This window comes from Providencia sp. wls1914 (assembly GCF_009706645.1).
In the GTDB taxonomy this organism is placed as follows: Bacteria; Pseudomonadota; Gammaproteobacteria; order Enterobacterales; family Enterobacteriaceae; genus Providencia; species Providencia zhijiangensis.
The window spans coordinates 925,857-950,848 of the sequence record NZ_WLUN01000016.1 but is presented as its reverse complement, the minus strand read 5'-3'; the positions used below and the strand labels follow the sequence as shown (position 1 = coordinate 950,848).

25 protein-coding genes, 1 tRNA gene and 3 pseudogenes are annotated in these 24,992 nt (G+C 39.4%); 17 read left to right on the top strand and 12 right to left on the bottom strand.

The window, feature by feature from the left end; genetic code table 11:
* Positions 1 to 103 precede the first annotated feature (103 nt).
* On the bottom strand, positions 104 to 562 hold the full coding sequence (locus tag GKR74_RS15300) for a methylglyoxal synthase (protein WP_132494534.1): 459 nt from the start codon (positions 560 to 562) through the stop codon (positions 104 to 106).
* Between the two features lie 130 nt (positions 563 to 692).
* Between GKR74_RS15300 and GKR74_RS15295 the strand changes: the two genes are divergently transcribed.
* A complete protein-coding gene (locus GKR74_RS15295; protein ID WP_154604222.1) occupies positions 693 to 1,106 on the top strand; it encodes a CoA-binding protein in 414 nt (137 codons plus the stop codon).
* Positions 1,107 to 1,184: 78 nt separating this feature from the next.
* On the opposite strand, the pseudogene hspQ reads toward GKR74_RS15295, so the two are convergent.
* Positions 1,185 to 1,502, bottom strand: a pseudogene (gene hspQ, locus GKR74_RS15290) (heat shock protein HspQ); the annotation flags it as partial.
* Positions 1,503 to 1,719: 217 nt separating this feature from the next.
* Here hspQ and GKR74_RS15285 point away from each other — a divergent pair.
* Positions 1,720 to 1,998, top strand: a complete 279-nt coding sequence (locus GKR74_RS15285; RefSeq protein WP_230086713.1) for an acylphosphatase — start codon at positions 1,720 to 1,722, stop codon at positions 1,996 to 1,998.
* Between the two features lie 7 nt (positions 1,999 to 2,005).
* On the opposite strand, the gene GKR74_RS15280 is transcribed toward GKR74_RS15285, so the two are convergent.
* Positions 2,006 to 2,335, bottom strand: a complete 330-nt coding sequence (locus GKR74_RS15280; RefSeq protein WP_036951672.1) for a TusE/DsrC/DsvC family sulfur relay protein — start codon at positions 2,333 to 2,335, stop codon at positions 2,006 to 2,008.
* Between the two features lie 194 nt (positions 2,336 to 2,529).
* Here GKR74_RS15280 and GKR74_RS15275 point away from each other — a divergent pair.
* The 4 genes from GKR74_RS15275 (at position 2,530) to GKR74_RS15260 (ending at position 5,990) form a co-directional block, all read left to right on the top strand.
* Positions 2,530 to 2,617, top strand: a tRNA-Ser gene (locus tag GKR74_RS15275).
* 357 nt (positions 2,618 to 2,974) lie between these two features.
* Entirely contained in the window at positions 2,975 to 3,520 is a 546-nt protein-coding gene (locus tag GKR74_RS15270; protein ID WP_154604220.1) for a GNAT family N-acetyltransferase, read from the top strand.
* Positions 3,521 to 3,578: 58 nt separating this feature from the next.
* Entirely contained in the window at positions 3,579 to 4,043 is a 465-nt protein-coding gene (locus tag GKR74_RS15265) for a GNAT family N-acetyltransferase (protein ID WP_154604219.1), read from the top strand.
* Positions 4,044 to 4,574: 531 nt separating this feature from the next.
* A complete protein-coding gene (locus GKR74_RS15260; protein ID WP_036951608.1) occupies positions 4,575 to 5,990 on the top strand; it encodes an NAD(P)/FAD-dependent oxidoreductase in 1,416 nt (471 codons plus the stop codon).
* A gap of 130 nt (positions 5,991 to 6,120) precedes the next feature.
* Here GKR74_RS15260 and GKR74_RS15255 read toward each other — a convergent pair whose 3' ends face one another.
* Complete coding sequence (locus GKR74_RS15255; RefSeq protein WP_154604218.1) at positions 6,121 to 6,618, bottom strand: hypothetical protein; 498 nt, start codon at positions 6,616 to 6,618, stop codon at positions 6,121 to 6,123.
* 201 nt (positions 6,619 to 6,819) lie between these two features.
* On the opposite strand from GKR74_RS15255, the gene GKR74_RS15250 reads away from it, so the two are divergent.
* Both GKR74_RS15250 and can read left to right on the top strand, forming a co-directional pair.
* Entirely contained in the window at positions 6,820 to 7,146 is a 327-nt protein-coding gene (locus tag GKR74_RS15250; RefSeq protein ID WP_154604217.1) for a hypothetical protein, read from the top strand.
* 176 nt (positions 7,147 to 7,322) lie between these two features.
* On the top strand, positions 7,323 to 8,006 hold the full coding sequence (gene can / locus GKR74_RS15245; protein WP_154604216.1) for a carbonate dehydratase: 684 nt from the start codon (positions 7,323 to 7,325) through the stop codon (positions 8,004 to 8,006).
* Positions 8,007 to 8,110: 104 nt separating this feature from the next.
* On the opposite strand, the gene GKR74_RS15240 is transcribed toward can, so the two are convergent.
* Positions 8,111 to 9,373 carry a YadA-like family protein gene (locus GKR74_RS15240; protein ID WP_154604215.1) on the bottom strand — a complete coding sequence of 421 codons (1,263 nt, stop codon included), beginning with the start codon at positions 9,371 to 9,373 and terminating at the stop codon, positions 8,111 to 8,113.
* A gap of 425 nt (positions 9,374 to 9,798) precedes the next feature.
* On the opposite strand from GKR74_RS15240, the gene GKR74_RS15235 reads away from it, so the two are divergent.
* On the top strand, positions 9,799 to 10,227 hold the full coding sequence (locus GKR74_RS15235) for a TOBE domain-containing protein (protein ID WP_154604214.1): 429 nt from the start codon (positions 9,799 to 9,801) through the stop codon (positions 10,225 to 10,227).
* A 41-nt stretch (positions 10,228 to 10,268) separates the two neighbouring features.
* Here GKR74_RS15235 and GKR74_RS15230 read toward each other — a convergent pair whose 3' ends face one another.
* A complete protein-coding gene (locus tag GKR74_RS15230; RefSeq protein ID WP_154604213.1) occupies positions 10,269 to 10,868 on the bottom strand; it encodes a TetR/AcrR family transcriptional regulator in 600 nt (199 codons plus the stop codon).
* A 2-nt stretch (positions 10,869 to 10,870) separates the two neighbouring features.
* Positions 10,871 to 11,425, bottom strand: a complete 555-nt coding sequence (locus tag GKR74_RS15225; RefSeq protein WP_336431342.1) for a dihydrofolate reductase family protein — start codon at positions 11,423 to 11,425, stop codon at positions 10,871 to 10,873.
* 271 nt (positions 11,426 to 11,696) lie between these two features.
* Here GKR74_RS15225 and GKR74_RS15220 point away from each other — a divergent pair, with 271 nt between their 5' ends.
* From GKR74_RS15220 to GKR74_RS15195, 6 genes are all read left to right on the top strand, one after another.
* The gene (locus GKR74_RS15220; protein WP_154604212.1) at positions 11,697 to 11,963 is read left to right on the top strand and encodes a DUF2798 domain-containing protein; all 267 of its coding nucleotides are present in this window, start codon (positions 11,697 to 11,699) and stop codon (positions 11,961 to 11,963) included.
* Positions 11,964 to 12,025: 62 nt separating this feature from the next.
* Positions 12,026 to 12,349: a YnfA family protein gene (locus GKR74_RS15215; protein WP_154604211.1), complete on the top strand. Its 324-nt coding sequence runs from the start codon at positions 12,026 to 12,028 to the stop codon at positions 12,347 to 12,349.
* Between the two features lie 351 nt (positions 12,350 to 12,700).
* Positions 12,701 to 15,748: a formate dehydrogenase-N subunit alpha gene (fdnG, locus tag GKR74_RS15210; RefSeq protein WP_154604210.1), complete on the top strand. Its 3,048-nt coding sequence runs from the start codon at positions 12,701 to 12,703 to the stop codon at positions 15,746 to 15,748.
* A gap of 11 nt (positions 15,749 to 15,759) precedes the next feature.
* Positions 15,760 to 16,647 carry a formate dehydrogenase subunit beta gene (fdxH, locus tag GKR74_RS15205; RefSeq protein ID WP_181478355.1) on the top strand — a complete coding sequence of 296 codons (888 nt, stop codon included), beginning with the start codon at positions 15,760 to 15,762 and terminating at the stop codon, positions 16,645 to 16,647.
* A complete protein-coding gene (gene fdnI / locus GKR74_RS15200; protein ID WP_154604209.1) occupies positions 16,640 to 17,296 on the top strand; it encodes a formate dehydrogenase-N subunit gamma in 657 nt (218 codons plus the stop codon). Before fdxH ends, fdnI begins: the two co-directional genes overlap by 8 nt.
* Before the next feature lie 133 nt (positions 17,297 to 17,429).
* Positions 17,430 to 17,963, top strand: coding sequence for a GNAT family N-acetyltransferase (locus tag GKR74_RS15195; RefSeq protein WP_154604208.1), 534 nt, complete (start codon positions 17,430 to 17,432; stop codon positions 17,961 to 17,963).
* A 10-nt stretch (positions 17,964 to 17,973) separates the two neighbouring features.
* On the opposite strand, the gene GKR74_RS15190 is transcribed toward GKR74_RS15195, so the two are convergent.
* Positions 17,974 to 18,411: a GNAT family N-acetyltransferase gene (locus tag GKR74_RS15190; protein ID WP_154604207.1), complete on the bottom strand. Its 438-nt coding sequence runs from the start codon at positions 18,409 to 18,411 to the stop codon at positions 17,974 to 17,976.
* Positions 18,412 to 18,648: 237 nt separating this feature from the next.
* On the opposite strand from GKR74_RS15190, the pseudogene agp reads away from it, so the two are divergent.
* A pseudogene (agp, locus tag GKR74_RS15185) lies at positions 18,649 to 19,899 on the top strand (bifunctional glucose-1-phosphatase/inositol phosphatase); the annotation flags it as partial.
* 227 nt (positions 19,900 to 20,126) lie between these two features.
* On the opposite strand, the gene GKR74_RS15180 reads toward agp, so the two are convergent.
* Together GKR74_RS15180 and GKR74_RS15175 are read right to left on the bottom strand one after the other, a co-directional pair.
* On the bottom strand, positions 20,127 to 20,564 hold the full coding sequence (locus tag GKR74_RS15180) for a universal stress protein (protein WP_036951577.1): 438 nt from the start codon (positions 20,562 to 20,564) through the stop codon (positions 20,127 to 20,129).
* 211 nt (positions 20,565 to 20,775) lie between these two features.
* On the bottom strand, positions 20,776 to 21,378 hold the full coding sequence (locus GKR74_RS15175) for a tetratricopeptide repeat protein (RefSeq protein WP_154604205.1): 603 nt from the start codon (positions 21,376 to 21,378) through the stop codon (positions 20,776 to 20,778).
* Positions 21,379 to 22,110: 732 nt separating this feature from the next.
* Here GKR74_RS15175 and GKR74_RS15170 point away from each other — a divergent pair.
* Complete coding sequence (locus GKR74_RS15170; RefSeq protein WP_154604204.1) at positions 22,111 to 23,439, top strand: amino acid permease; 1,329 nt, start codon at positions 22,111 to 22,113, stop codon at positions 23,437 to 23,439.
* Positions 23,440 to 23,547: 108 nt separating this feature from the next.
* Here the strand turns inward: GKR74_RS15170 and GKR74_RS15165 are convergent, their stop codons facing one another.
* Together GKR74_RS15165 and GKR74_RS15160 are read right to left on the bottom strand one after the other, a co-directional pair.
* Positions 23,548 to 23,955, bottom strand: coding sequence for an acyl-CoA thioesterase (locus GKR74_RS15165; RefSeq protein WP_154604203.1), 408 nt, complete (start codon positions 23,953 to 23,955; stop codon positions 23,548 to 23,550).
* Between the two features lie 146 nt (positions 23,956 to 24,101).
* Positions 24,102 to 24,902 (bottom strand): annotated as a pseudogene (locus GKR74_RS15160) (PhzF family phenazine biosynthesis protein); the annotation flags it as partial.
* Between the last annotated feature and the right edge of the window lie 90 nt (positions 24,903 to 24,992).

Below are 24,992 nucleotides of genomic sequence, written 5' to 3'. Positions count from 1 at the left end.
AACTCGCGTATTAAAATTCAATTCATTAAAAATGAAAACTGCGCCATTGAGTATATCGATGGCGCAGTTTTTTATTCATTTACGGCTATTTTTCGGCGTACTATTAATTAGTGCGTTTATTTAAATAGCTTTGATAATCAGGGATCACAATATCAATTTCCCCATCAAAGAAAGGGGAGGTAATCAGAAAATCAGCGGTGGCAGGGTTGGTGGCCACAGGGATATTCCAAACAGTGGCTAATCGCAGAAGCGCCTTGACATCAGGATCGTGAGGAACGGCATTTAACGGATCCCAAAAGAAAATGAGTAGGTCGATTTTCTGCTCTGCAATCATGGCGCCAATTTGTTGGTCACCACCCATTGGGCCGCTCAACATACCGGTAACAGGTAAACCCGTTTCTTTATTAACCAAGCTCCCAGTGGTACCTGTTGCAAACAGTTTGTGTGAGCTTAATTTCGTTTTATTTTTGGTTACCCAACCGAGTAAGGATGATTTACAGTGGTCATGGGCAACTAAAGCAATATTTTTTGAAGCTGCGATTTTTCGGGTGGTAGATTCCATGAGGTTCCCTTAAACAAGATTGGCATCACAAATAGATAGCTGTCACGCATCTTAAAAATTGAGTGAACAAAGATGTACAACATATATCATAATGCATATGAATAGTTTACTGATTTTGGGAGATATTTTGATGAGAGATCAAGAAATTGCTGAAATTCTAACGAGCGTTAAGACAATTGCATTAGTTGGCGCGAGTGACCGTACAGACCGCCCAAGCTATGAAGTCATGGAATACCTCTTACATCAAGGGTATCAGGTTATTCCGGTGAGTCCGAAGCTCGCGGGACAATCATTATTAGGGCAGCGAGTTTATGCCCAACTGAGCGAAATCCCTAACCCTGTTGATATGGTTGATGTTTTTAGAAATGCTGATGCTGCAGTCGGTGTTGCTCATGAGGCCGTCGCTATTAAAGCTAAAGTTTTATGGCTGCAAAAAGGGGTTACTAGTGAAGAGGCGAAAAAAATTGCCGTGAATGCGGGGTTACAGTGCGTGATGGATAAATGCCCTAAACAAGAAATTCCAGCGTTAGGTTTGGAAAAATAAGTATCGCGTGTTCATCGACGGTAATGTAAAAAAATAAAGCAGCTGGTGGGCTGCTTTACTGGATTGCGTTCATGATCAGTTACGTAGACGCGGAGCTTGTAGTTGGGATCTTATCGATTCTGCTAACTCATCCATAGAAGGTTGTTCCGGATGGTCATCAGTCATCTCATAAGTAATCTGTGCTTCTGCTAAATAAGTATGAACCGCTTCCCCATTATCATCTTCCATGACGACATGATACCAAGGCAGATCGCGTAATGTACTGTTGGATGCAATGTCATCATCATGTGGTTGGTCGAGCGAGTATTCAGGGTCAACATCAACAACTACCCCAAGGTAGCCGAGAAGTTTGTGTCTGACTTGTTGCCCGATTCCATATTTACTGGTGATCATCATAGCGACCTCCTTAAAAGCCTTGCTTGTGCTGTAAACTACATGTGGGCAGTGCTGTGCGTTTTCAAGCCAATGTGTGGACAATTACTCATAACGCAATACACTGTCTTTAAGTAATAACGAAAAGCAGTGCCTCAATAATCAGATTATCTGCTGAATGAATAAAAAACAACTGCGCCAGAGGGTTTTAATTGATTAAGTAATGACATCGGAGGCTTATATGGCAGCAACAGGTCGTTATTTCTATATTTATGGACGAGTCCAAGGTGTTGGGTTTCGGTACCAAACCTATCATTGGGCGAATCAAAATGGGATCAAAGGTTTTGTTTATAACCGGGATGATGGCAGTGTGAAACTGGCTATTTATGGTTCCGAGCAGGATATTGAATTTGTCGATGACTGGCTGAAAGCGGGCGGGCCTCCAGGGGCTAAAATCGACCACTACTTTAGTGAAAATTGGCATACGGAACCAATAGCGGATTTTTCCGTCCGCTATTAATGTGTTCTTAAATGCATTTCACCGGTTTAGGAAGACCTGCAAGTTTTGTCGCTTGCTTCGCAGGACCTTGAGGAAACAGTCGATATAAATAACGGCTGTTGCCTTTTTCTTCCCCAAACTGCTGAGAAACCGCTTTAACTAACATTCTGATCGCTGGCGATGTATTAAATTCTAAATAGAATGCACGAACGAAACGGATAATTTCGAGATGCTCATCAGTGAGTTCAATTTCTTCTTGCGCAGCGAGTAGCGGAATAAGATCTTCGCTCCATTGTTGGCTATCAAGTAGGTAGCCTTGCGAGTCTGTTTCAATTTCTTGATTATTAAAAACCAACATACTTAATTTCTATCCAAACAAAAGTAGACCGCAAATTTAGCAAAAAACCAGCAATAACCCAAGTAAACCCTGTTGGAATAGGAAAAAATGTTGATAATTTCATCCATTGAATCAATGTGCGTCTATTTTTAAAGCGAACGAACAAATTAGGGGTTTACATTGAAAGCGCAGATGATTATAGTGCTCGTCATTGCGGAGGGGTGGCCGAGCGGCTGAAGGCAGCGGTCTTGAAAACCGCCGATGGGAAACCATCCGAGAGTTCGAATCTCTCCTCCTCCGCCATCTCCACTTACAATCAATTCTCCTGAAGTCTTTCAATTCCAAATAAATCCCAAAGTTTATCAAGCACTCTAGCAAAATTTCATTCTACCGACGTTTACTGATACTTTTCTAAATCGCTACGATTTCGCAATGCAATACTGGCGGTTTATGGAACTAACCAATAAAGCAATTAAGTGCGCCAAGCTAAAAGACATTGTCCATTCCCTATTAACTAAGTCCTCTATACTTAAACTAACACCAAATTATCTGGGAAATTCAAACCAATCCGCTGGATTTTAGTTACAAGCAAACTCAATTAAGACATAGTTAAATCTAATTATATTCTGTGTAACGGTATCTCTAATTTGAGGCCTCAATATGATAATTAATTGCTATGATAAAAAAATAAATGAAAATAAAATCGATGAGCTTGTTAATGTACTTTATAAGTGCGTCCTTGGAGGTGCGAGTGTTGGATATACTGATGCAGAAGCTCAAATTAATGAAATGAGAAACTATTGGATTGGCGTCAATCATTCGTTATCAACAAATAGTTTTAAGCTGATCTCAGCAGAGCTAGACGATCAAATCATTGGGGTTGTTGGTCTTGAATTATGTGCTAAACCAAATGGTAAACATCGAGGAGAAATCTGTAAGTTATTGGTGTTACCTGAATATAGGCGTAAAGGGCTTGCAAGAAAATTGATGCAAGAGGCTGAGCAAGTTGCATGGAGTTCAGGATTGAGGCTTTTAACATTGGATACAAATACTAAAGGGATAACGGTTAGCTTATATAATTCCCTTGGATGGCAGATAAGTGGTGAAATTCCAGAATTCGCTCAATCGGTTGATGGTATTCTTGAATCCACGACGATTATGTTTAAGCGTAAACCCGAAAATGGAATTAACATACACCATCCCTAGTGATGTAGAATGATGCCTTATTTTTAAATGTTATTCAAATTTTAACTATATGATTTATATGAAAATAAAAATAAAGCCCTACCAACCTCAGAATGCAGAAAAACTGCATGAAATATTTTATACCTCGGTTCATCATATTGCCGCTGCGTATTATACAGAAGAACAGCTTGAAGCTTGGGCGCCAGATTCATATGAGCTTGAGCAGTGGCAAAATAAAATGGATTCATTAAAGCCGTTTATTGCCTATCTTGATGAAGAGATTGTTGGATATGCAGATCTTCAGGATGATGGGTATATTGACCATTTTTTTGTTGCTAAACCTCGCTATGGAATTGGCTCTGCACTTATGAATAAAATTCTTGAAGTGGCTAATACCAAAAGCATCAATAAGCTATGGTCACATGTCAGCCTGTCAGCTGAAGAATTTTTTAAAAATCATCAATTTGAAATAATTGAACGTCGAGAAGTTATTGTAAAGGGAGTGCTACTTCATAACGCAATGATGGTTCGATTGACATTATAGCTAAATGGCTCTAAGTATTGATTGATACCTTGATATGAAAAGTCGACCTCTAACGTTTTTGTTCCGTAATCATAATTCACGAAATCCAACATCTATTCTGTAATATCAATATATAGCTTACCCATACGCTACTCATAAAACCTGTATTTCTTACTAAGATAGTGAGTGATTTAGATGTAATCACATAATGTTAGCCTTTAAGTGAGATTATTTCATAGCTATAAGCATTAGTTGCTAATGAATAATAATCTAAAAATGATGGATTTTTATGTATTTCCCTTTGAAATCAAAGGGCTATTGATTTCGCCGGGAAATGCAATTAAATCAATTGTTTTCAATGGGATAATAAGGTGTTTAAAAATTAACAAATGAAGTTTTTATTTATTTTGAACTGAGTAATTAGACAAAAAAATGGCAATACACACAAAATAAACATGATTTACTAATAGTTTACGAATGATTAACAAATAATATAAAATGGCGAAATTGTTAGGTAAGTAATATTGATCGTGTATAAGGAATAGTGTCGAAATGGCAATAACCAGAAGAAAATTTATTATTGGTGGTTCTGTAGTCGCTGTCGCAGCGGGAGCCGGTATTTTAACTCCGATGTTGACTCGTGAAGGGCGATTTGTTCCGGGTAAACCACGTGTTGGTTTTGTTGAAGGAACGCCTGGCGCATTGCCACAGCAATCTGATGTTGTTGTTATTGGGGCTGGTATCTTAGGTGTAATGACGGCGATTAACCTTGCTGAACGTGGCTTATCTGTCGTGATTGTAGAAAAAGGGAACATTGCGGGAGAGCAATCATCTCGATTCTATGGTCAAGCAATTACATACAAAATGACCGATGAAACCTTCTTATTACACCATTTAGGCAAACACCGCTGGCGTGATATGAATGCGAAAGTGGGTGTTGATACTACTTATCGTACTCAAGGCCGTGTAGAAGTTCCTCTGGATGAAGAAGATCTGGTTCACGTTCGCCAGTGGATGGATGAGCGCCATAAAAACGTTGGCTCTGATATTCCGTTCAAAACACGCATGATCGAAGGAAGCGAGTTAAATCAGCGTCTTCGTGGTGCGAAGTCTGATTGGAAGATTGCAGGTTTCGAAGAAGATTCTGGTAGTTTCGATGCAGAAGTTACCGCATTCGTTATGGCAGAGTATGCGAAGAAAATTGGTATTAAGATCTATACCAACTGTGCAGCACGTGGCTTAGAAACTCAAGCGGGTGTGATCTCTGATGTTGTGACTGAGAAAGGCGCAATCAAAACTTCTCAAGTTGTTGTTGCGGGCGGCGTTTGGTCTCGTCTGTTCATGCAAAACCTGGGTGTAGATGTTCCAACATTACCAGCTTATCAATCACAACAATTGATTAGCGCGGCACCAAATGCACCGGGTGGAAACGTTGCTCTGCCGGGCAATATCTACTTCCGTGAACAAGCCGATGGAACCTATGCAACTTCTCCACGCGTGATCGTGGCTCCTGTTGTTAAAGAATCCTTCACTTATGGCTATAAATATCTGCCATTGTTAGCATTGCCTGACTTCCCTGTTCATATTTCATTAAACGAACAGCTGATTAATTCGTTTACTCAAGAAACCAGCTGGAAATTAGATGAAGTTTCTCCATTCGAGAAAAACCGTGATATGACGGCATTACCAGACTTACCAGAACTGAATTCATCTCTGGAAAAACTGAAAACTGAGTTCCCTGCATTTAAAGACTCTAAATTAATTGACCAGTGGAGTGGGGCGATGGCTATCGCACCAGATGAAAACCCAATTATTTCTGAAGTTAAGGAATATCCAGGTCTGGTTATCAACACGGCAACTGGTTGGGGTATGACTGAAAGCCCTGTTTCCTCTGAAATGACCGCAGATATCTTGTTAGGTAAAGAGCCAATCATTAACCCGAAAGCATTTAGCCTGTATCGTTTCTAAGTTAATACAGCCTTAAAAATATTCAAGCCCTCAATATGAGGGCTTTTTTGTATCGGCAGAAAGTTAAAATTAGATCAAAACAGTTCTTTTATCATTTCTCAACGATATTAGGTTTGACTGAAAAGCAACCTTACTCTAAATCACCAAAATGCTGGGTAAACTGCGTTTCATATTGACCAATAAATTGCTCTAGTTTTGCTGGGGTATCTCTGATATTGGCTTCGGTGATCCCTGCTTTTGCCATTGCCGCTTTTAACTTGGCTTCAGTGCCATCATTGATATCAATATTCGCAATAACAAGGAAAATGGTTTTTAAATCATCACAACCGCTTTTTGTTTCACACACTTTCGCGATTTTTTGCTCATTAGACATATAGATAGAATAGCTAAAGGCATCTTTGGTACACACAACATCATTTCTCTCTTCTGAGGTCATATCTTTAGTTATGGCACTGAAAACGCTATTAGTGACCTCAGTGTAGTTTGCAAAAGAGGTACTATTTTTAGGGGTTGGTAAACCGCTTTTTGTTAAACTTTGATCCGTCACAGGCAAACAGCTTGAATTAGCCATTGCACCAGAAACAACCGTACCGCTTAAAATAAGGGATAAAAGTAATTTTTTAAACATAACAAACCTTTCGTTTTTGAAATGATAAATTAACGTACAATTTAAGTGTCATGGAGGATATAGGATTAACGGTAATCTTTAGGTTTTATTTAGACTTTGTAATTGATATCTAATTATTTTACGGAGTTAAGATTTTTAGGTGTTTATAAAGGTTGTTTAAGCATACCATTGGCACGATATTTTTATGGCAGAAATGAAACTATGTTAGCAAAATACATATTAGGCACCATGAAAAAGCAGGCCGCATGTGAAGTTATTTTTGATCAGCGCCAGCAAGATACCCAGTCGGAAGTTATGCAAGTTATCCGGCAGTGGCGTTTCCATGATGGTGTTATTCTTCAATGTACTGAAGAAATTGAGCTTTCCATTCCAGACAATGATAGCCAATGTCCTGAGCGCTGGATTATTTGGCAGGTTATTGATCCTGCGGAGCATCCTGTTTTACCTATCAGAAAAGAGTTTTTTAACGCATGCCAGCAAGCATTTTGGCTAAAAATGCAAATGGCGGAAGAATCAAGCGAAAAATAAGCAAATTAATGACGAATGTAATGTAGAGGCTATCATTGGTTATGAAGTGTTTTTTGCATATTAACCGATTGAGAGTAATCTTCTGGTAAATTTAGAGACATTAATTAAATTAACTGCGTTTTTATAAACACGTTTTAAATATCATATATAGCAAGATTTGTAAGTGAGCGTGCCACATGGCGATGGATAAAATTAAAGAACTATTTGTGAATAACAGGGAATGGGCAACGTCGATTAAAGAACAAGACCCCGGCTTTTTTCGACAATTATCAAAAGACCAACAACCTAAATTTTTATGGATTGGTTGCTCAGATAGCCGAGTACCTTCTGAAAAATTAATTAAAGTTGGCCCCGGTGATCTGTTTGTTCATCGAAATATAGCGAATCTCGTGGTTCACACAGATCTCAATTGTTTATCTGCTATCCAATATGCTATTGATGTGCTTAAAGTGGAGCATATTATTGTCTGTGGACATTATGGCTGTGGTGGTGTTGAGGCTGCGATTAACAATAAGGAATTAGGTTTAATTGATAATTGGCTGCTGCATATTCGAGATATTTGGTTTAAACATAGCCGAATGTTAGGTGAACTTAAACCAACAGAACGTATTAATCGTTTATGTGAATTGAACGTGATTGAGCAAGTTTATAATCTGGGCCACTCCACCGTATTACAATCTGCTTGGAAAAGAGGGCAGGATATTATGGTTCACGGTTGGATCTACGGTATTAATGATGGTTATTTGGTGGATTTGGATATTACGGCAGATAGCAGAGCAAAACTGGAGCTTTGTTATCGTGAAGCGATAGCGGCTTTAACCACAAAGGCACCGTTTACGACAGGCTGCTCCGCGGACTAATATAATAGCTATAAATTAATTTTACGAAAAAGCCCCATTGATAACTGCATGCCAGTGGGGCTTTTTTTAGTGTATATGAGGGTATTTTTGATTGAGAAATAAGATTAAAAACCGACTGCAATACCTGCACCATAAACCGCACTGTCTTCATTATTCCAACTAATGGAGCTACGAATATTCACATTATCATTAACATGATATTGGCCACCGAAGGCGACTGCGTTGCCATTACGATAATTTCCTAAACCCATTCCCATACTAAAGTTGGTGTTGTTGGTATACGGGATATTAGCCATTGCAGAAACAGACGCGATACCTGCGTTAGCTCGGTCGGCATTTTTATCCATTTTGTTATCCAGTGAGTTGAGTCTGCCATTCATATTTTGTTCTAACATATCAACACGTTGATTTGTATAGTTTCTGCTATCACTGATTGCTTTTGATTGAGCACTTTTAATCGAGGTATTTAATTGTTCAGCTTTTTGATTTGTATAATGGTGGCTTTCTGTTATCGCGCTAGATTGCGACTCTTTAATATTATTATTCAACTGCTGAGTTTTCTGGTCAGTGTATTGATTGCTTTCAGTCACTGCGTTGGATTGTGACTCTTTAATATTATTATTCAGCTGCTGCGCTTTTTGGTCAGTGTATTGGTTGCTTTCAGTCACCGCGTTGGATTGTGACTCTTTAATATTATTATTCAGCTGCTGAGTTTTCTGGTCAGTGTATTGGTTGCTTTCGGTAACCGCGTTGGATTGAGACTCTTTAATACTGTTATTCAGTTGCTGAGTTTTTTGGTCAGTGTATTGATTGCTTTCAGTAACCGCGTTGGATTGAGACTCTTTAATGTTGTTATTCAGTTGCTGAGTTTTCTTGTCAGTGTATTGATTGCTTTCAGTCACCGCGTTGGATTGAGACTCTTTAATGTTGTTATTCAGTTGCTGAGTTTTCTGGTCAGTATATTGATTACTTTCGGTGACAGCATTAGCTTGGGCATCTTGAATATTGGAGTCTAAATTTTTCACTTGTTCATCAGTATAATTGATACCAACGGTAATAGCTTGAGTTGTGGAAGTTAAAATTCGAGTATTTAACTCAGTCACTTTTTTATTTGTATAACTTTGGCTGTTTTTTTCAGAAGCCTCTATTGCGGTATTTAATTCTGCCGCCTTAGTATCGGTATATTGCGTCCCAATTTGAATGGCTTCCATCTCTGCTTTATTAATTTGATTTTGAATATCAGAGGGTTGTAGGCTAGTTAGTGCTCTACTTGAAAATGAGTCATTTTTTAATTCACCAGCGACAGCATTAAAGGTTAATAAAATTGACATAATAGAGAATAAATAGCTTTTTTGAATTTTTCTCATTTTGAAATTCTCTTAAATAAAATAGTTAATTTTTCTGTGTGTAATTATATGAGATGAATTAAAGGTTTCCTGCTGATTAAATTATAGTGAATTCACTTATTACACAAACTAAATAAATTGTTGTTGCCTTTTAATTTTTTTCATTCAGTTTTAAATAAAAGTAAGACTATTCCCATGAAAATAAAAATTAAGATATGCTGATGATGTATTTATTAAAAAATAAGAATTCAATATTTAACAATTGAAATGTAAATTTAACAATTGAGTCTTTTTTTCATGAGAACAATAGAGTTTATGGCTTCAAAGCTTAAATGTGATTCGCCACTCATTTGTAAGGATCAAAAATTTTGACTGTTTGTAAACAATATTTAAAAGGCTTACTATCGCTTCAATATTCACTCGTCTTCCATTAAATGAGGTTTTCTATGTCAATTTCAGCACGTAATCAGCTTGCAGGAACGGTCGAATCAGTTTTGGCTGGTGCCGTTAATGATGAAGTAGTTTTAAGCTTAGGTAATGGTGAAACAATTTCTGCAGTGATCACGAAAAATAGCACCCAGCTGCTAGGCTTGGCAAAAGGCAAGCAGGCTGTTGCCATTATTAAAGCGCCATGGGTTGTCTTAGTTTCGGATGATCACGAGTATCTCTTTTCGGCTCGTAACCAGTTCACTGGGCGTATTGATGCAATTGAAACGGGCAGTGTGAATGCGGTTGTCCATTTGACGACTGGGGCAGGTACTAAATTATCTGCAGTGGTAACAAATAACAGTGTTGCTGAGATGAAATTGGCGGCAGGCAGTAAAGTCACGGCTATCGTGAAAGCGTCTAGTGTGATTTTAGCAACCAAAAAGTAAGTTAATGCGATGAAGAGAAAGAGGGAGCCGCTCTTTCTCTTTTAATTTTTTATTCTTACCAGTAAATTATCGATAGCTTGATGGTAATAAATCAGCTCATTTTCCTTTCTATTTTCTTCAGTATTAGTTTTCCTTTTTGCTACTGCTAGTGCAGAACCATGAGTAAAATCAACCAAAATATGTACCCAAAGTGTGGCTTGCTCTAGAGAGTATTTTAATTCCATCGCAAGCTTGATAAGGGTATTGGTTATTCGCAGTGCCTCTTCAGGAAAAGCATTTGGGTGATTAAATATTGATAACGTTAATTCAGGATAACGCACAATACGTTCTCGATATTCAGTTAATAGGTACTTTATTTGTTCGATGGGTGTTCCCGATAAACAAGGTATTACCTTAGCGTAAACCTGGTTGGCAATCGCTTTGACTAAACACTCTTTGTCTTCAAAATAGTAATAAATTGTCATAGGGTTAATGCCCATTTCTTTGGCGAGCGCTCGCATACTGAGTGCTGAAAATCCATGGGAATCAATAAATATTATTGCCGCACTGACAATCGCCTCTGCTGATATTTTTGGTTGTTTCTTATTTGGGCGTCCTACCGACCTCACTGTTTGTGTTTTTGCTATCAATGCTTTATCCATTATTATTGACCTTCATTCGAGGACGGTTTTATTTCATAGTGGGATTGGATAAATCCAGAATCAAAGATTTTAGTTTGTGTATGGTATAAGTGAATATCGTTAGGAATTTTACCAAACAATGGGCGACCAGAGCCTAATAAAATGGGGACTCGAGTGATGATAAGATCATGGATCAATCCTTCAGAAATAAAAGATTGAACCACTTTTCCGCCATCAATATAGGCGTGATGATATCCCTCTGCTTTTAGCATCTGCATGACTTCTTTAGGGGATAGGTCAACGAAGCGTACTTTTCCTATTAATTCTTCAGGGATAGCTTCTTGAGCGAGTATTTTTGATAGTACAATGACCGGACGATTATAAAACCAAGGTTGAATATGTTTTATTGTCTCGTAGGTGCCTCTACCCATAATTATCACATCAATATTAGCAATAAATGCATCATAACCGTGATCTTCACCAGTTGAATCTAATTCAAGTAACCAGCTGATATCGCCGTTTTCACGGGCTATAAAGCCATCAAGGCTGGTTGCAATAAAAACATGTCCAGTAGTCACCACTGCATTCTCTCTCTGATTTATTATACGATGTATAATAAATGGATAGGTAGAATTTGCAATAGTGAAGTGCTTAATTTCTTATCAGGATAATCTGCATAAAATTGAGTAAATAGGATGTTAAAAGGTGTATTGACAAAATATCATTAAAGATTAGAATGATTCTCAATTGGTCTCTATGACTCGTAAGCGTTTACGTTAATCAACGCATATAACTTTGTTGCACCAACAGTTATATGCTGTTGTGTATCCGCTGATTAATGGAGACTGTATGTCCTTTCAAGATCGTAACTATATTTTAGGTATTCCTAAACTTCCTATGCGCGCCCTGTTTTTTCTGGTGCCTTTCTTTTTATCTTTGGTGATGAGCGGTATTGTTTCGCTAATAAGTACTCTTCGTGCACTGGGATTCACCTCCGAAATTTATGCGCCTTGGATTAGTTCATGGGCTATTTCATGGATGATTGCATTCCCAACCGTATTATTTGTTTTGCCTATTGCAAGACGTGTATCACTGCTATTTGTTAAGCAAGCTTAAACAATATGCCGCCTATTATTAGGTGGCATAAATAGTAATTTTTTTGAGAAGAAAACATTTTTATGTCATTAAAAATTATTGGATTATTTTTTTTAACTGCGCTAGCAGAAATTTTAGGATGCTACTTCCCTTATTTATGGATGAAAAAACAGGGGAGTATTTGGCTGTTAGTGCCCACAGTACTCAGCTTAATGCTGTTTGTTTGGTTGTTAACGTTACACCCTGAAGCCAGCGGACGTATTTATGCGACCTATGGAGGCATTTATATTGTGACGGCATTGATCTGGCTAAAAGTCGTTGATGGTGTTTCCCTTGCCGCTACAGATTGGATTGGTGCGCTGGTGGTTTTACTTGGTGCGGGTATTATTATTAGTGGTTGGAAATAATAATTATCCATATATTAAGTTAATTTTAAATATCTATCTTAATATATGGATTGGTTATTTATTTTAATGTAGGTATAAACCACAATATAGAAAATATTTTCTAATCTAATTAAAATTCATTTGCATTATCTTTATTTAACTTAATTTGTTACTTAATTCAAATATTCTATCTAATTGATCCAAATCAATTTAACAATAATTACTCATTAAGTGGTATTTTTAATGGCTAATTAACTACCTAAATGACATTAATTAACCTTTATTTTCACTTTCATTGATTTTAGGCAATATCTAATTACAAGTGACTGATATTCTCTCCCGCGAATATACAAAAATAAAAAGAGGTTAATAATGAACGTCAGTCGCAGAAAGTTTTTTAAAATCTGCGCCGGCGGGATGGCAGGTACAACTGTAGCTGCGTTAGGTTTTATGCCAGGAATGGCAATGGCTAATGTACGTGAAAATAAATTATTGCGTTCGAAAGAAACGCGTAATACTTGTACCTATTGTTCCGTGGGTTGTGGATTGCTGATTTATAGTATGGGTGATGGGGCAATGAATGCTCGCTCTGCCATCTTCCACGTCGAGGGTGATGCGGATCATCCAGTGAATCGCGGTGCTCTGTGTCCGAAAGGGGCGGGGTTACTGGATTACATTCGTAGTGACAGTCGTTTACGTTATCCTGAATATCGTGCACCAGGTTCGAATAAGTGGGAACGCATTAGTTGGGACGATGCCTTTACGCGTATTGCCCGCTTAATGAAAGATGACCGTGATGCCAACTTTATTGAAAAAAATGAACAAGGCGCCACTGTCAATCGCTGGTTATCGACAGGGATGCTTTGCGCATCTGCGGCTAGCAATGAAACGGGGATGTTAACCCAAAAATTCGCACGATCGCTCGGTATGTTAGCGGTCGACAACCAAGCGCGTGTCTGACACGGACCAACGGTAGCAAGTCTTGCTCCAACATTTGGTCGCGGTGCGATGACCAACCACTGGGTTGATATTAAAAACGCCAATGTGATTATGGTGATGGGCGGTAACGCCGCTGAAGCTCACCCTGTCGGATTCCGTTGGGCGATTGAAGCGAAAAACAATAATGATGCAACTCTGATTGTGGTAGATCCGCGTTTCACGCGTACCGCATCGGTGGCCGATCATTACGTGCCAATTCGTTCAGGAACGGATATTACCTTCCTTTCTGGTGTTCTACTTTATCTAATCGAAAATAATAAGATAAACGCGGAATACGTTCAGAACTATACCAACGCATCTTTGATTGTCAGAGATGATTTTGACTTTAACGATGGCTTATTCAGTGGCTATGACGCTGAAAAAGGTCGTTATGACAAAACCAGTTGGAACTATAAGTTTGATGAAAATGGTCATGCATTACGTGATGACACGCTGCAAGATCCGCGCTGTGTTTGGAATCTGCTAAGAAAACACGTTTCCCGCTATACCCCTGAAATGGTTGAACGGATCTGTGGTACATCGCAAGCAGATTTCTTAAAAGTGTGTGAAATTCTAGCAACCACGAGCGCCGCAGATAAAGCGGGGACATTCCTGTATGCATTAGGTTGGACTCAGCATACAGTGGGCGCACAAAACATTCGTACCATGGCGATGATCCAGTTGCTTTTAGGCAACATGGGGATTTGTGGTGGTGGGGTGAATGCGCTGCGTGGACACTCAAACATTCAAGGTTTAACGGATTTAGGTCTGCTGTCGACGAGCCTGCCGGGCTATTTAACACTGCCATCAGAAAAACAGTTAGATGTTGATAGTTATTTAGCCGCTAATACGCCAAAAGCCACATTACCTAATCAGGTTAACTACTGGAGCAATTATCCGAAATTCTTCGTCAGTTTGATGAAGTCATTCTACGGTGATGCCGCTCAACCAGAGAACCAATGGGGCTTTGATTGGCTACCTAAATGGGATCAAGCTTATGATGTCATGAAGTATTTCGACATGATGAGCAAAGATAAAGTCACCGGTTACATCTGCCAAGGCTTTAACCCAGTTGCCTCGTTCCCAGATAAAAACAAAGTGGTTAGCTGCTTAAGTAAGCTGAAATATTTAATCGTGGTTGACCCATTAACCACCGAAACAGCGAACTTCTGGCAGAATCACGGCGAAATGAATGACGTTGATCCTGCTTCCATTCAAACGGAAGTTTTCCGTCTACCTTCAACCTGTTTTGCGGAAGAAGATGGCTCCATTGCTAACTCCGGTCGCTGGCTACAGTGGCACTGGAAAGCGGCGGACGCCCCGGGTGAAGCACGTAACGATGGTCAGATCTTAACGGGTATTTTGCATAAAATCCGTGAAATGTATGAACAAGAAGGTGGTAAAGGTCGCGAGCCATTGCTGCAAATGCGTTGGGATTATAAACGTCAATTCCATCCTGAATCGGAAGAAGTGGCGAAAGAGAACAACGGGGTTGCACTGGTCGACTTATATGATGCTGATGGCAACTTACAAGCGAAAAAAGGCGAGCTTCTGAATTCATTCGCGTTGTTACGCGCTGATGGTTCAACGGCGTCTTCTTGCTGGATCTACACCGGTAGCTGGACTGAGAAAGGCAACCAGATGGCGAATCGCGATAACAGCGACCCATCGGGCATTGGTAATACATTAGGTTGGGCATGGGCATGGCCATTAAACCGCCGCGTTATCTATAACCGCGCCTCTTGTGATACCAAAGGTAAGCCATGGAATAAAGATCTGGTTCTGATTGAGTGGAACGGTAAGAAGTGGGTCGGAAACGATGTGCCTGACTTTAACGCGTCAGCTCCAGAAGTTGGTACTGGGCCATTTATTATGCAACCAGAAGGTTTAGGTCGTCTGTTTGCCATTGATAAGATGGCTGAAGGTCCATTCCCTGAGCACTACGAGCCATTTGAAACGCCATTGGGAACTAACCCTCTGCATCCAAATGTGGTCTCTAACCCTGCTGCGCGAATTTTTGAAGATGACAAGAAACGTCTTGGCGATCATAAAGAATTCCCGTATGTCGGAACCACTTATCGCTTAACGGAGCATTTCCACACTTGGACGAAGCATGCGCGCTTAAACGCCATTGCTCAGCCAGAGCAGTTTGTGGAAATCAGTGAAACCTTAGCCAAAGCCAAAGGCATCGCCTTAGGTGATAAGGTTAAAGTCAGCAGTAAACGTGGCTTTATTAAAGCGATTGCCGTGGTAACACCACGTCTGCAAACCCTGATGGTTGACGGTAAACCGATTGAAACAGTGGGTCTACCTATTCACTGGGGCTTTGAAGGTGCAACGCAAAAAGGCTTTATTACTAACACGTTAACGCCATCTGTAGGGGACGCTAACTCTCAGACTCCTGAGTATAAAGCGTTTTTAGTTAACATTGAGAAGGCGTAAGGGAGGGAACTATGTCCATGCAATCTCAAGACATTATTAAACGTTCCGCGACCAATAGCATTACGCCTCCACCACAGGCGCGTGACGATAAATTTGAAGTCTGCAAACTGATTGACGTGTCATCCTGCATCGGCTGTAAAGCCTGTCAGGTGGCATGTTCGGAATGGAATGATATCCGTGATGAAGTTGGGCACTGCGTTGGGGTTTACGATAACCCAACCGATTTAAGTGCTAAATCTTGGACGGTGATGCGTTTTAGCGAAGTCAGTGAACAAGGTAAATTGGAATGGCTTATCCGTAAGGATGGCTGTATGCACTGTGCCGATCCTGGCTGCTTGAAGTCATGCCCATCTGCGGGTGCGATTATTCAATATGCTAACGGTATTGTGGATTTCCAATCGGAACACTGTATTGGTTGTGGTTACTGTATCGCGGGTTGCCCGTTCAACATTCCACGATTAAATCCAAAAGATAATCGTGTGTACAAATGTACATTATGTGTTGACCGTGTCGCTGTAGGACAAGAACCGGCTTGTGTGAAAACCTGCCCAACAGGTGCGATTCGTTTTGGTACTAAAAACGAAATGCTGGAATACGGCGCTGAGCGTGTTGAAAAACTGCAAAAACGTGGTTATGCCCAAGCTGGCATTTATGATCCGGAAGGTGTTGGGGGAACCCATGTGGTGTACGTGCTACATCATGCGGATAAACCTGAGCTTTATCACGGATTACCAAAAGACCCACAGATTGATACACCAATTAATCTATGGCAAAGCATCCTGAAACCATTATCGGTAGCGGGCTTTATCGCCACATTTGCAGGGCTGATTTTCCACTATGTGGGTATTGGTCCAAACAAAGAAGTGGATGATGAAGAGGAGAAAGATGACCATGAGTAAAAAGAGCAAAATGATCGTTCGGACTAAATTTATTGACCGAGCGTGCCACTGGACAGTGGTTATCAGCTTCTTCTTAGTCGCATTGTCGGGTATTGCACTGTTTTTCCCAACCTTGAAGTGGTTGACTGAAACCTTCGGTACGCCACAGATGGGACGAATTTTGCATCCTTTCTTCGGTGTACTTATTTTCGTCGTGCTGATGTTTATGTTTGTGCGCTTTGTAAAACACAATATTCCAGATAGAAAAGATGTTCCTTGGCTACTGAATATTGTTCAAGTTCTCAAAGGTAACGAACATAAAGTGGCTGATGTGGGCAAATACAACGCCGGTCAAAAAATGATGTTCTGGAGTATCATGAGTATGATTTTTGTACTTTTGATCACCGGGATTATCATGTGGCGTCCTTATTTCGCGCATTTATTCCCAATCTGGATGGTGCGTTGGAGTATTTTGGTTCACGCATTAGCGGCGATTATTTTGATCCATGCAATTTTAATCCACATGTATATGGCATTCTGGGTTAAAGGATCTATCAACGGCATGATTGAAGGTAAAGTTAGCCGTCGCTGGGCGAAGAAACATCACCCACGTTGGTATCGTGATGTTGAAGCGAAAGAAGCCAAAGCGGAAGCTGAAAAAAGCCAGTAATTTGGCTGTCAATTAAGTAATATAAGCCACTGTTGTTGACGTTACCGAAAAGGTTACACAATGACAGTGGCTTTTTTATGTTTAAAAAAAGTCTTATTTTAGATTGATTATCTTGAGTGATTTCGGAGGGGAAATGGTTGAACTGGTAAGAATTTCTGCAAATGATAAACATGATAATGAATTAATTAATGCGCTATACGATATTTCCTTCCCTAATCACGAACAACGTTCTTATGCAGGGCGAGCGGCATTACTTCCGCTAGAACAATACTATTTATATAAAATTACTGATAATAATCAGTTTGTTGGGTTTATCGGTGGGTGGGTTATTGATGCCTTTTTCTATATTGAGCATTTTGCTATTGACCAACATATTCGTGGGTCAGGTTACGGTCAAAAATCGTTGACCGCACTGTGCCAGTTGTACCCACAGATAGTGTTAGAGATAGACCCATTAGTTGATGAAGTTGCGAAAAAACGCCTTCATTTCTATGAAAAAAATGGTTTTGTCAGAAATGACTATGTCCATCATCACCCATGCTATAACACCCAGTATTCGCCTCATAAGCTGGAAATTTTAAGCTTAAATACGCCTTTCACACAGAGTCAGTATGACGTATTTAACCATTTTCTGGTGAATACAGTGATGAATAGCCAGTATCTATAACAATCTGTCGCTATTTAGCTAATCGCATATGCAGTAAAGGAAATGGATTTCCTTCCCCATCAAGTTCGGAACGCGCATATTGAACAAATCCCATGTGTTGATAAAAACCAACCGCTTGCGGATTTTGCTCATTCACATCGACTTCATTAACACCTAAGTGTTCAATGGCGTAATTCAGTAGTTGTTTACCGATGCCAGTCCCTCTTGCAAGCGGTGAAATAAACAACATTTCTAGACGATTTTCACCTGTACCTAAAAAGCCCGCTATTTTGCCATTAGGATCAAAAGTCACAAAAACAGACAAATTAGGTAAGTATTGTTCCCTAATGGGTGTTTTTAGCATTTCAATGTTCTTTTCTGGCAGAAAATCATGAGTTGCTCTTACTGAGGCTTCCCAAAGATGAAGGATCTCATCGTAATGTTCGACAGTGGCGGGCTGAATATTCATTGTATTTTATCCTTATAGAGAAAATTCATCTTAAATTGTGGGTAGCGAATGTCAATATTTGATGGTTATTTTAGTTAAGGGACATTTTTGGGATATTAATCGCAGAAAAAAAAGATAACTGCTTCATTATTAGAGGATATGTTCCCGAAATTCATATAAGCACTATACTTTATTTTATTGCAGTGTTTATTGCTTGATTATGTTAATCAATTTAAAAACCATGGTAGGAGTATGCTGATGAAATATAAAATGCTAACAGTGTGTTTATCGGCGGCGTTATTCGCACCAATAGCCCCCGCACTTGCAAGTACAGATAATTCACAAAATATGGAATTAGACCAAGTTTTAGTTCTAAGTCGTCATAATTTACGTACTCCTATTGTTAATACAGGGATCCTGACTGAAATAACGGATAAAAAGTGGCCCGCATGGGATGCTGAAAGTGGCTATTTAACGACAAAGGGCGGGGCGCTCGAAGTGTATATGGGGCACTATTTTAGAGAGTGGCTCGATAGCAATAAATTATTTGTGAATGAATTATGTCCAACCAGCAGCGATGATATCTATATTTACACGAATAGCCTACAGCGAACTATTGCAACTGCGCAGTTCTTTACTGCAGGGGCATTCCCAGGTTGTAAAGTGAATATCCATCATAAACCGGAAATTGGTACGATGGATCCTGTGTTTAATCCTATCATTACGAATAGCTCTCCTGAATTTAAAAAACAAGCACTTGAAGCGATGGAGTCCCACCTTAAAGGGTTAAACCTGAAGCCAGGTTACGATGAGCTTGACAATGTTCTCAATATAAAAGATTCGAAGAAGTGCGCGACGGACAAACTGTGTAATTTAGCCACGCCAAAAAATAGCTTTATCATTGAAGCCGATAAAGAGCCGGGTGTGAGTGGGCCTTTGAAGATGGCTAACTCTGCCGTCGATGCAATTGACCTGCAATATTATGAAGGCTTCCCTGAGAAAGATGTGGCATGGGGAATGGTCAATAGCGATGAAAAATGGCAAAAGCTGAATACCTTAAAAAATGGTTATCAAGAAACGTTATTTACACCGAAAATTATCGCAAAAAATGTGGCACATCCAATTTTGAGTTATATGGATAAAGGTTTTGTTTCTGTCAATAAAGGCGAAACCGCTAAATTTATTTTCTTAGTGGGACATGATTCAAATATTGCTTCAGTGCTGTCTGCGATGGATTTCAAACCATACCAATTACCTCAACAATATGAGCACACACCGATTGGCGGTAAATTAGTATTCCAACGCTGGACAGATAAAAAAGAGAAAAAGGACTATGTGAAGATTGAGTATGTGTATCAAACCGCAGATCAGTTGCGAGACAATGCTTACCTCTCTTTAGCAACTCCGCCAAAACACGTTACCCTTGAATTGAAAAATTGCCCGATTGATAAAAATGGGTATTGTTCATGGGAAGATTTTGAAAATGTGATGAAAGCGGCGTTGAAACAGTGATATCCAACTGCCAATAATGCCTGAATGAGGCATAAAAAACCCTGCTCTGAGGAGCAGGGTGTGAAATAGTCACGAAAATGTTTATGAGCCTCTAATTTACCTTAAATGTCGAATAAATGGGCTTATAAATTGTATGGAATTGCCCTTTAGTGTAACAAACTTTAACCCTAACCATTCGACGAGTTAAAATAGAGCTTTCTGCGGTTATTAACCCTTCGTATGGATTAGCGAACCACTAATACGCTCGTTTTCGCATAACGTACAACAGAAGCCGCATTGGAGCCTAATAAGTAGGTAGACATACTTGGGCGACGTGAGCCCAGTAAAATCACATCTGCTTTAATATCTTCAGCTGTTGCCAAAATTTCATCTTTAACTGAGCCTACAACCGCTTTTACTTGCACTTTATCTGCAGGGATAGAGAACAGTTTAACTTTCTCTTGCAGCTCTTTCAGAATGATATCAGCTTGTTTTTGATCATCCGGGAAGTCTCCTGGCAAAATAGTGCCGCCATAGCGTAAGTAATTGGAAATGGGTGCAGTCACAGCTAAAAAATGAACAGTAGAATTGTTTAGTTTCTGCATTGCATTAACATGCGGAACTAACATTTTGGTGAGGTCGTCTTCGGTAACATCAATAGGAACTAAAATTGTATTGTACATAATATCTCCTTTTTTCTTTTATATTATAAGTTTAGAACATTTTAATCATTTTTCATATTGATTGTTAATAAATTAATATTAACTGAATTGGATTAAAAATGATGTGAGCGGGAGTACGCAATTGACGGGAATAAAAAATAGATAATAGAAATAATGACAATAGAAAAACGGCAATACATGAGGGGAGTATCACCGCTTTTCAAAGAAAATATTATTTTTTAGGCGCTTTAGGTTTTGTGGTTTCTTTTTCTGGGCAGGCGGGTTTTAATCCACCTTTACAAGCTTTATCAATATATTCAGCACCGAGTTTTTCATTAAACTCAGTTCCTTCACCATTTTGTAGCATTTTTCCTAATTGATATTCAGCGGGTGGGAACTTTTTATCTGCTGCTTTTTGGAACCACTCAAAAGCCACGAGATAATTTTGTTTTACGCCGGCACCTTGGTAATAGAATTGGCCCATATAGTTTATGGCTTCAGGATTTCCCTTATTCGCCGATTTCTCAATCCAACCATAAGCTGTTTCAAAATCAGATTGAACGCCATTACCATTAAGATACATATCACCTAGAAATAGTTGAGCATCCGCATTGCCTTTATTGGCGGCCATCGTAAGCCATTTCTTGGCTTTCGGATAATCTTGCTTAATTTCGTTACCGACATAGTAACCAATGCCTAGCATAACCTGAGCTTTAACATCCCCTTTTTGTGCTTGTTGTTCAATTTGCTTAATGACTTCGGGAGGAACAGGGGCAGCGAAAGTTAAATTCGTTGAAAATATAAATAAAGAAATAAAGGTCAATAATCGTAACATAAGGCTTTCCGTATCTTAAGTTGGCTATGAATATCCTTATTTCAAGATAAACTCGAAACGGTGTTAACAGTTATTAACTACAGGATATAACTATCAACGCATCAAATACTCTACTTCTATAATTTATAAATATCAACGCTCCATCGAAAATACAGAGTAAACGAGCTTTTTACTCTTCAGGGGTGAATATTCAAAATGTTTTTCTTCATTAATAAGCCTGCAGCGATTCTCTTTCACTCGATAAATGGGTAAAAATTAAATGTTACTCTCAATAGCGAACTAGTTATTTATATCGAAAATTAACAAGAGAAATACAAAATACGGAGTTATTGCAAAGAATAGTAGTGGTTATCATGGTGTCTTGTGATGTTTAGCACGAAATAAAAGGATAATTGTTGAAATTGTTAATAATCACTAATGGGTTATTAAAAGACTAACACCTTTAAAAACAAAGAGTTATAATTACTGCGTCCAAAAACAATTAATAGGGATTATTTCCGTCGATAGATAGAGATATTTACGTCGGATTGCTCTTTTTAGAGAAAAAAATTCTCTTTATCGGGGGTTTTATAGGTTAATAAAGAGATAATTTTTCTCTCACATATCCTCTATGATGGAATCATTATAATAGCCTGCAAATAATTAAGGTTATTGAAAGAAATAACCACTTAAGTCGCATCTAAAACAAAAAAAATTCTCTTTTAAGAGTTCAACAATATTAAGTGAGTAATTATGGCTACGATCCCTACAATAGATAATGTCGATGATGGAAAAGCTTCTACGGCTGCTTCTCGTGCAGGCATGACACAAGAACAATGGCGTGCTGCCACTAAGTTTGATGGCACAGATGTTGGTTGGGTGATTATGAGTATCGGGATGGCGATTGGTGCGGGGATTGTTTTTCTCCCCGTACAAGTTGGCTTGATGGGCTTATGGGTATTCTTGCTCTCATCCGTTGTCGGTTATCCTGCAATGTATTTGTTTCAGCGTCTGTTTATTAATACGCTGGCGGAATCACCAGAATGTAAAGATTATCCAAGTGTGATCAGCGGATATCTAGGTAAGAACTGGGGTATGCTGCTTGGCGCACTCTATTTTATTATGCTGGTAATTTGGATGTTTGTTTATTCAACGGCAATCACCAATGACAGTGCGTCCTATTTCCAAACTTTCGGTGTAACGGATGGGTTATTATCTGAAAGCCCTTGGTATGGTTTGGTTCTGATTTGTATTTTAGTCGCCATTTCTTCTCGCGGTGAAAAACTGCTCTTTAAGCTTTCAAGCTTTATGGTTCTGACTAAATTATTTGTGGTTGCCGCATTGGGCATTTCCATGGTCGGGATGTGGCACTTATATAATGTGGGTTCATTGCCACCAATTGGACGTTTGTTTAAAGAGGCAATCATCACATTACCTTTCACATTAACATCGATTCTATTTATTCAAACATTAAGCCCAATGGTGATTTCATTTCGTAGCCAAAACGTGAACCGCGAAGTGGCACGTTATAAAGCCCTGCGTGCAATGAATATTGCGTTTATTGTTTTATTCTGTACCGTCTTTTTCTACGCAGTATCATTCACATTAGCTATGGGTCACGATGAAGCGGTGAAAGCTTACGAGCAGAATATTTCTGCGCTGGCTATCGCAGCGAAATTCTTCCCGGGTGGTTGGGTGACTGTCGTCAGCGTCATGTTAAATATTTTTGCCGTCATGACCGCGTTCTTTGGGGTTTATTTAGGTTTCCGTGAAGCCACTCAAGGCATTGTGATGAACATATTACAACGCATGATGCCAGTTGAGCGTATTAATGAAAATTGGGTGAAGAACGGCATTATGATTTTTGCTGTGCTATTAGCATGGGGAGCGATTATCCTGAACGCACCAGTGCTGAGCTTCACATCCATCTGTAGCCCAATTTTCGGGATGGTGGGTTGTTTAATTCCAGCGTATTTAGTCTATAAAGTCCCAATGCTGCATAAATATAAAGGTATCTCTTTATATCTGATTATTTTTACCGGAATTTTACTGTGTATCTCCCCATTCTTAGCATTCGCTTAATGTCGAGAATATGAATAATGTGCGCTCTATCTTAATGATCGGGCGCACATTTTTTATTTACCAATGTGAATGGTGGTAAATAGAGAGCGGTGATTACTGTTCAAACATTTACCGCTCAAACAATGGGGTTGGTTTGCCATTTTCATCAATAGCCACGAAATTAAACTGCCCGTGGATCACTTCTTCTCGTCCCTCAGCGTACATATCTTCTAAAAAGATAGAGACATTAACGGTAAGGCTAGTGCGACCAACTCGGATCACTTCCCCGACTAATTCAACGATGGTGCCTGATGGGATAGGGTGGGTAAAATTGATTTTTTCTGTGGAGACGGTCACCAATCTTTTGCGGCAAAAACGGGTCGCGGTAATGAAGGAAACTTCGTCCATCCATGCTAATGCAGTACCACCGAACAGGGTGCTATGGTGGTTAGTGGTGGTTGGGAATACCACTTTAGAAACATGGGTAACAGATTGTTCAATTTTTTGTTTGATTACATCATCAACATCGGAACGCATATTTAAGCCTTACTTTCTTTGAGTTCTTACTATTTAAAAACTTGAACCAGTAAAAATAATTACTTACCGGAACATTAATGTACATATCATTAATGTTGCCGATAAGTGTAATCCTGATCACAAATAAATACAGTGATTAATCAAAAGTGAATCGTTCCGGCTAAAAAGAGTGTTGCTTTTCCGGTCATTTTGACGCGATTTTGTTCAATTAAGCAGTGTATTTTTCCACCTCGAGCCGAAATCTGGTGACCTAATACTGGGTTTTTCTGTAATCGTTTAGCCCAAAGTGGGGCAATCGCACAGTGAGAGGTGCCAGTGACGGGATCTTCATTAACACCTTTGGCTGGTGCAAAATAGCGAGATACAAAGTCACACTGTTCGTCGTGGGCTAGGCTATCGGTGCTTTTCGCGGTAATGGTTAATCCCTGCAAAGGTAATTGCGCAAGACGCAACATATCAGGATGGCAATTCTGCACTTGCTCTGGCGAATCAACAAAACAGATATAACGGTCTTTGGCTAAATACAGTTCGGAAATAGGGGTACCGAGGATCTCGCTTAATTGTGGATACTGGCTTATATCGGCAGGTTCACAATCTAAAATAGGGAAATCTAATGTGAAGCCATCTTGATTTTTATGAACCGTCAGTTCTCCAGATAAGGACTGAAATACAATAGGGTTTGCCGGGTGCTGCTTAAACTTGTTTAGAATATACGAAGCGGCAAGGGTCGCATGACCACACAATTTAACTTCCATTACGGGTGTAAACCAGCGGATATGTTCACCGACCAGAAAGGCTGTTTCAGATAAGTTAATTTCGGCGGCGATAGCGATAAGCTTGTCATCAGGAAGCCACTCATCAAGTAAAACGATAGCGGCTGGGTTACCATGAAATAGGGTATCAGTGAACGCATCGACATAATAAACCGGAACAGACTGTGTGCTCATCGTAAAAGATCCTTGAACGGAAATAATTCATTATGATTAGAAAAGTGAGGGAAGAGTAGCACGAGATTTGCGGTATTGAGGAGAGGTTGG

Bases quoted from the DNA above. Each gene is read 5' to 3' on its own strand.
- GKR74_RS15300 (WP_132494534.1), bottom strand. From the start codon at position 562: ATGGAATCTACCACCCGAAAAATCGCAGCTTCAAAAAATATTGCTTTA.
- GKR74_RS15295 (WP_154604222.1), top strand. From the start codon at position 693: ATGAGAGATCAAGAAATTGCTGAAATTCTAACGAGCGTTAAGACAATT.
- GKR74_RS15285 (WP_230086713.1), top strand. From the start codon at position 1,720: ATGGCAGCAACAGGTCGTTATTTCTATATTTATGGACGAGTCCAAGGT.
- GKR74_RS15280 (WP_036951672.1), bottom strand. From the start codon at position 2,335: ATGTTGGTTTTTAATAATCAAGAAATTGAAACAGACTCGCAAGGCTAC.
- GKR74_RS15270 (WP_154604220.1), top strand. From the start codon at position 2,975: ATGATAATTAATTGCTATGATAAAAAAATAAATGAAAATAAAATCGAT.
- GKR74_RS15265 (WP_154604219.1), top strand. From the start codon at position 3,579: ATGAAAATAAAAATAAAGCCCTACCAACCTCAGAATGCAGAAAAACTG.
- GKR74_RS15260 (WP_036951608.1), top strand. From the start codon at position 4,575: ATGGCAATAACCAGAAGAAAATTTATTATTGGTGGTTCTGTAGTCGCT.
- GKR74_RS15255 (WP_154604218.1), bottom strand. From the start codon at position 6,618: ATGTTTAAAAAATTACTTTTATCCCTTATTTTAAGCGGTACGGTTGTT.
- GKR74_RS15250 (WP_154604217.1), top strand. From the start codon at position 6,820: ATGTTAGCAAAATACATATTAGGCACCATGAAAAAGCAGGCCGCATGT.
- can (WP_154604216.1), top strand. From the start codon at position 7,323: ATGGCGATGGATAAAATTAAAGAACTATTTGTGAATAACAGGGAATGG.
- GKR74_RS15240 (WP_154604215.1), bottom strand. From the start codon at position 9,373: ATGAGAAAAATTCAAAAAAGCTATTTATTCTCTATTATGTCAATTTTA.
- GKR74_RS15235 (WP_154604214.1), top strand. From the start codon at position 9,799: ATGTCAATTTCAGCACGTAATCAGCTTGCAGGAACGGTCGAATCAGTT.
- GKR74_RS15230 (WP_154604213.1), bottom strand. From the start codon at position 10,868: ATGGATAAAGCATTGATAGCAAAAACACAAACAGTGAGGTCGGTAGGA.
- GKR74_RS15220 (WP_154604212.1), top strand. From the start codon at position 11,697: ATGTCCTTTCAAGATCGTAACTATATTTTAGGTATTCCTAAACTTCCT.
- GKR74_RS15215 (WP_154604211.1), top strand. From the start codon at position 12,026: ATGTCATTAAAAATTATTGGATTATTTTTTTTAACTGCGCTAGCAGAA.
- fdxH (WP_181478355.1), top strand. From the start codon at position 15,760: ATGTCCATGCAATCTCAAGACATTATTAAACGTTCCGCGACCAATAGC.
- fdnI (WP_154604209.1), top strand. From the start codon at position 16,640: ATGAGTAAAAAGAGCAAAATGATCGTTCGGACTAAATTTATTGACCGA.
- GKR74_RS15195 (WP_154604208.1), top strand. From the start codon at position 17,430: ATGGTTGAACTGGTAAGAATTTCTGCAAATGATAAACATGATAATGAA.
- GKR74_RS15190 (WP_154604207.1), bottom strand. From the start codon at position 18,411: ATGAATATTCAGCCCGCCACTGTCGAACATTACGATGAGATCCTTCAT.
- GKR74_RS15180 (WP_036951577.1), bottom strand. From the start codon at position 20,564: ATGTACAATACAATTTTAGTTCCTATTGATGTTACCGAAGACGACCTC.
- GKR74_RS15175 (WP_154604205.1), bottom strand. From the start codon at position 21,378: ATGTTACGATTATTGACCTTTATTTCTTTATTTATATTTTCAACGAAT.
- GKR74_RS15170 (WP_154604204.1), top strand. From the start codon at position 22,111: ATGGCTACGATCCCTACAATAGATAATGTCGATGATGGAAAAGCTTCT.
- GKR74_RS15165 (WP_154604203.1), bottom strand. From the start codon at position 23,955: ATGCGTTCCGATGTTGATGATGTAATCAAACAAAAAATTGAACAATCT.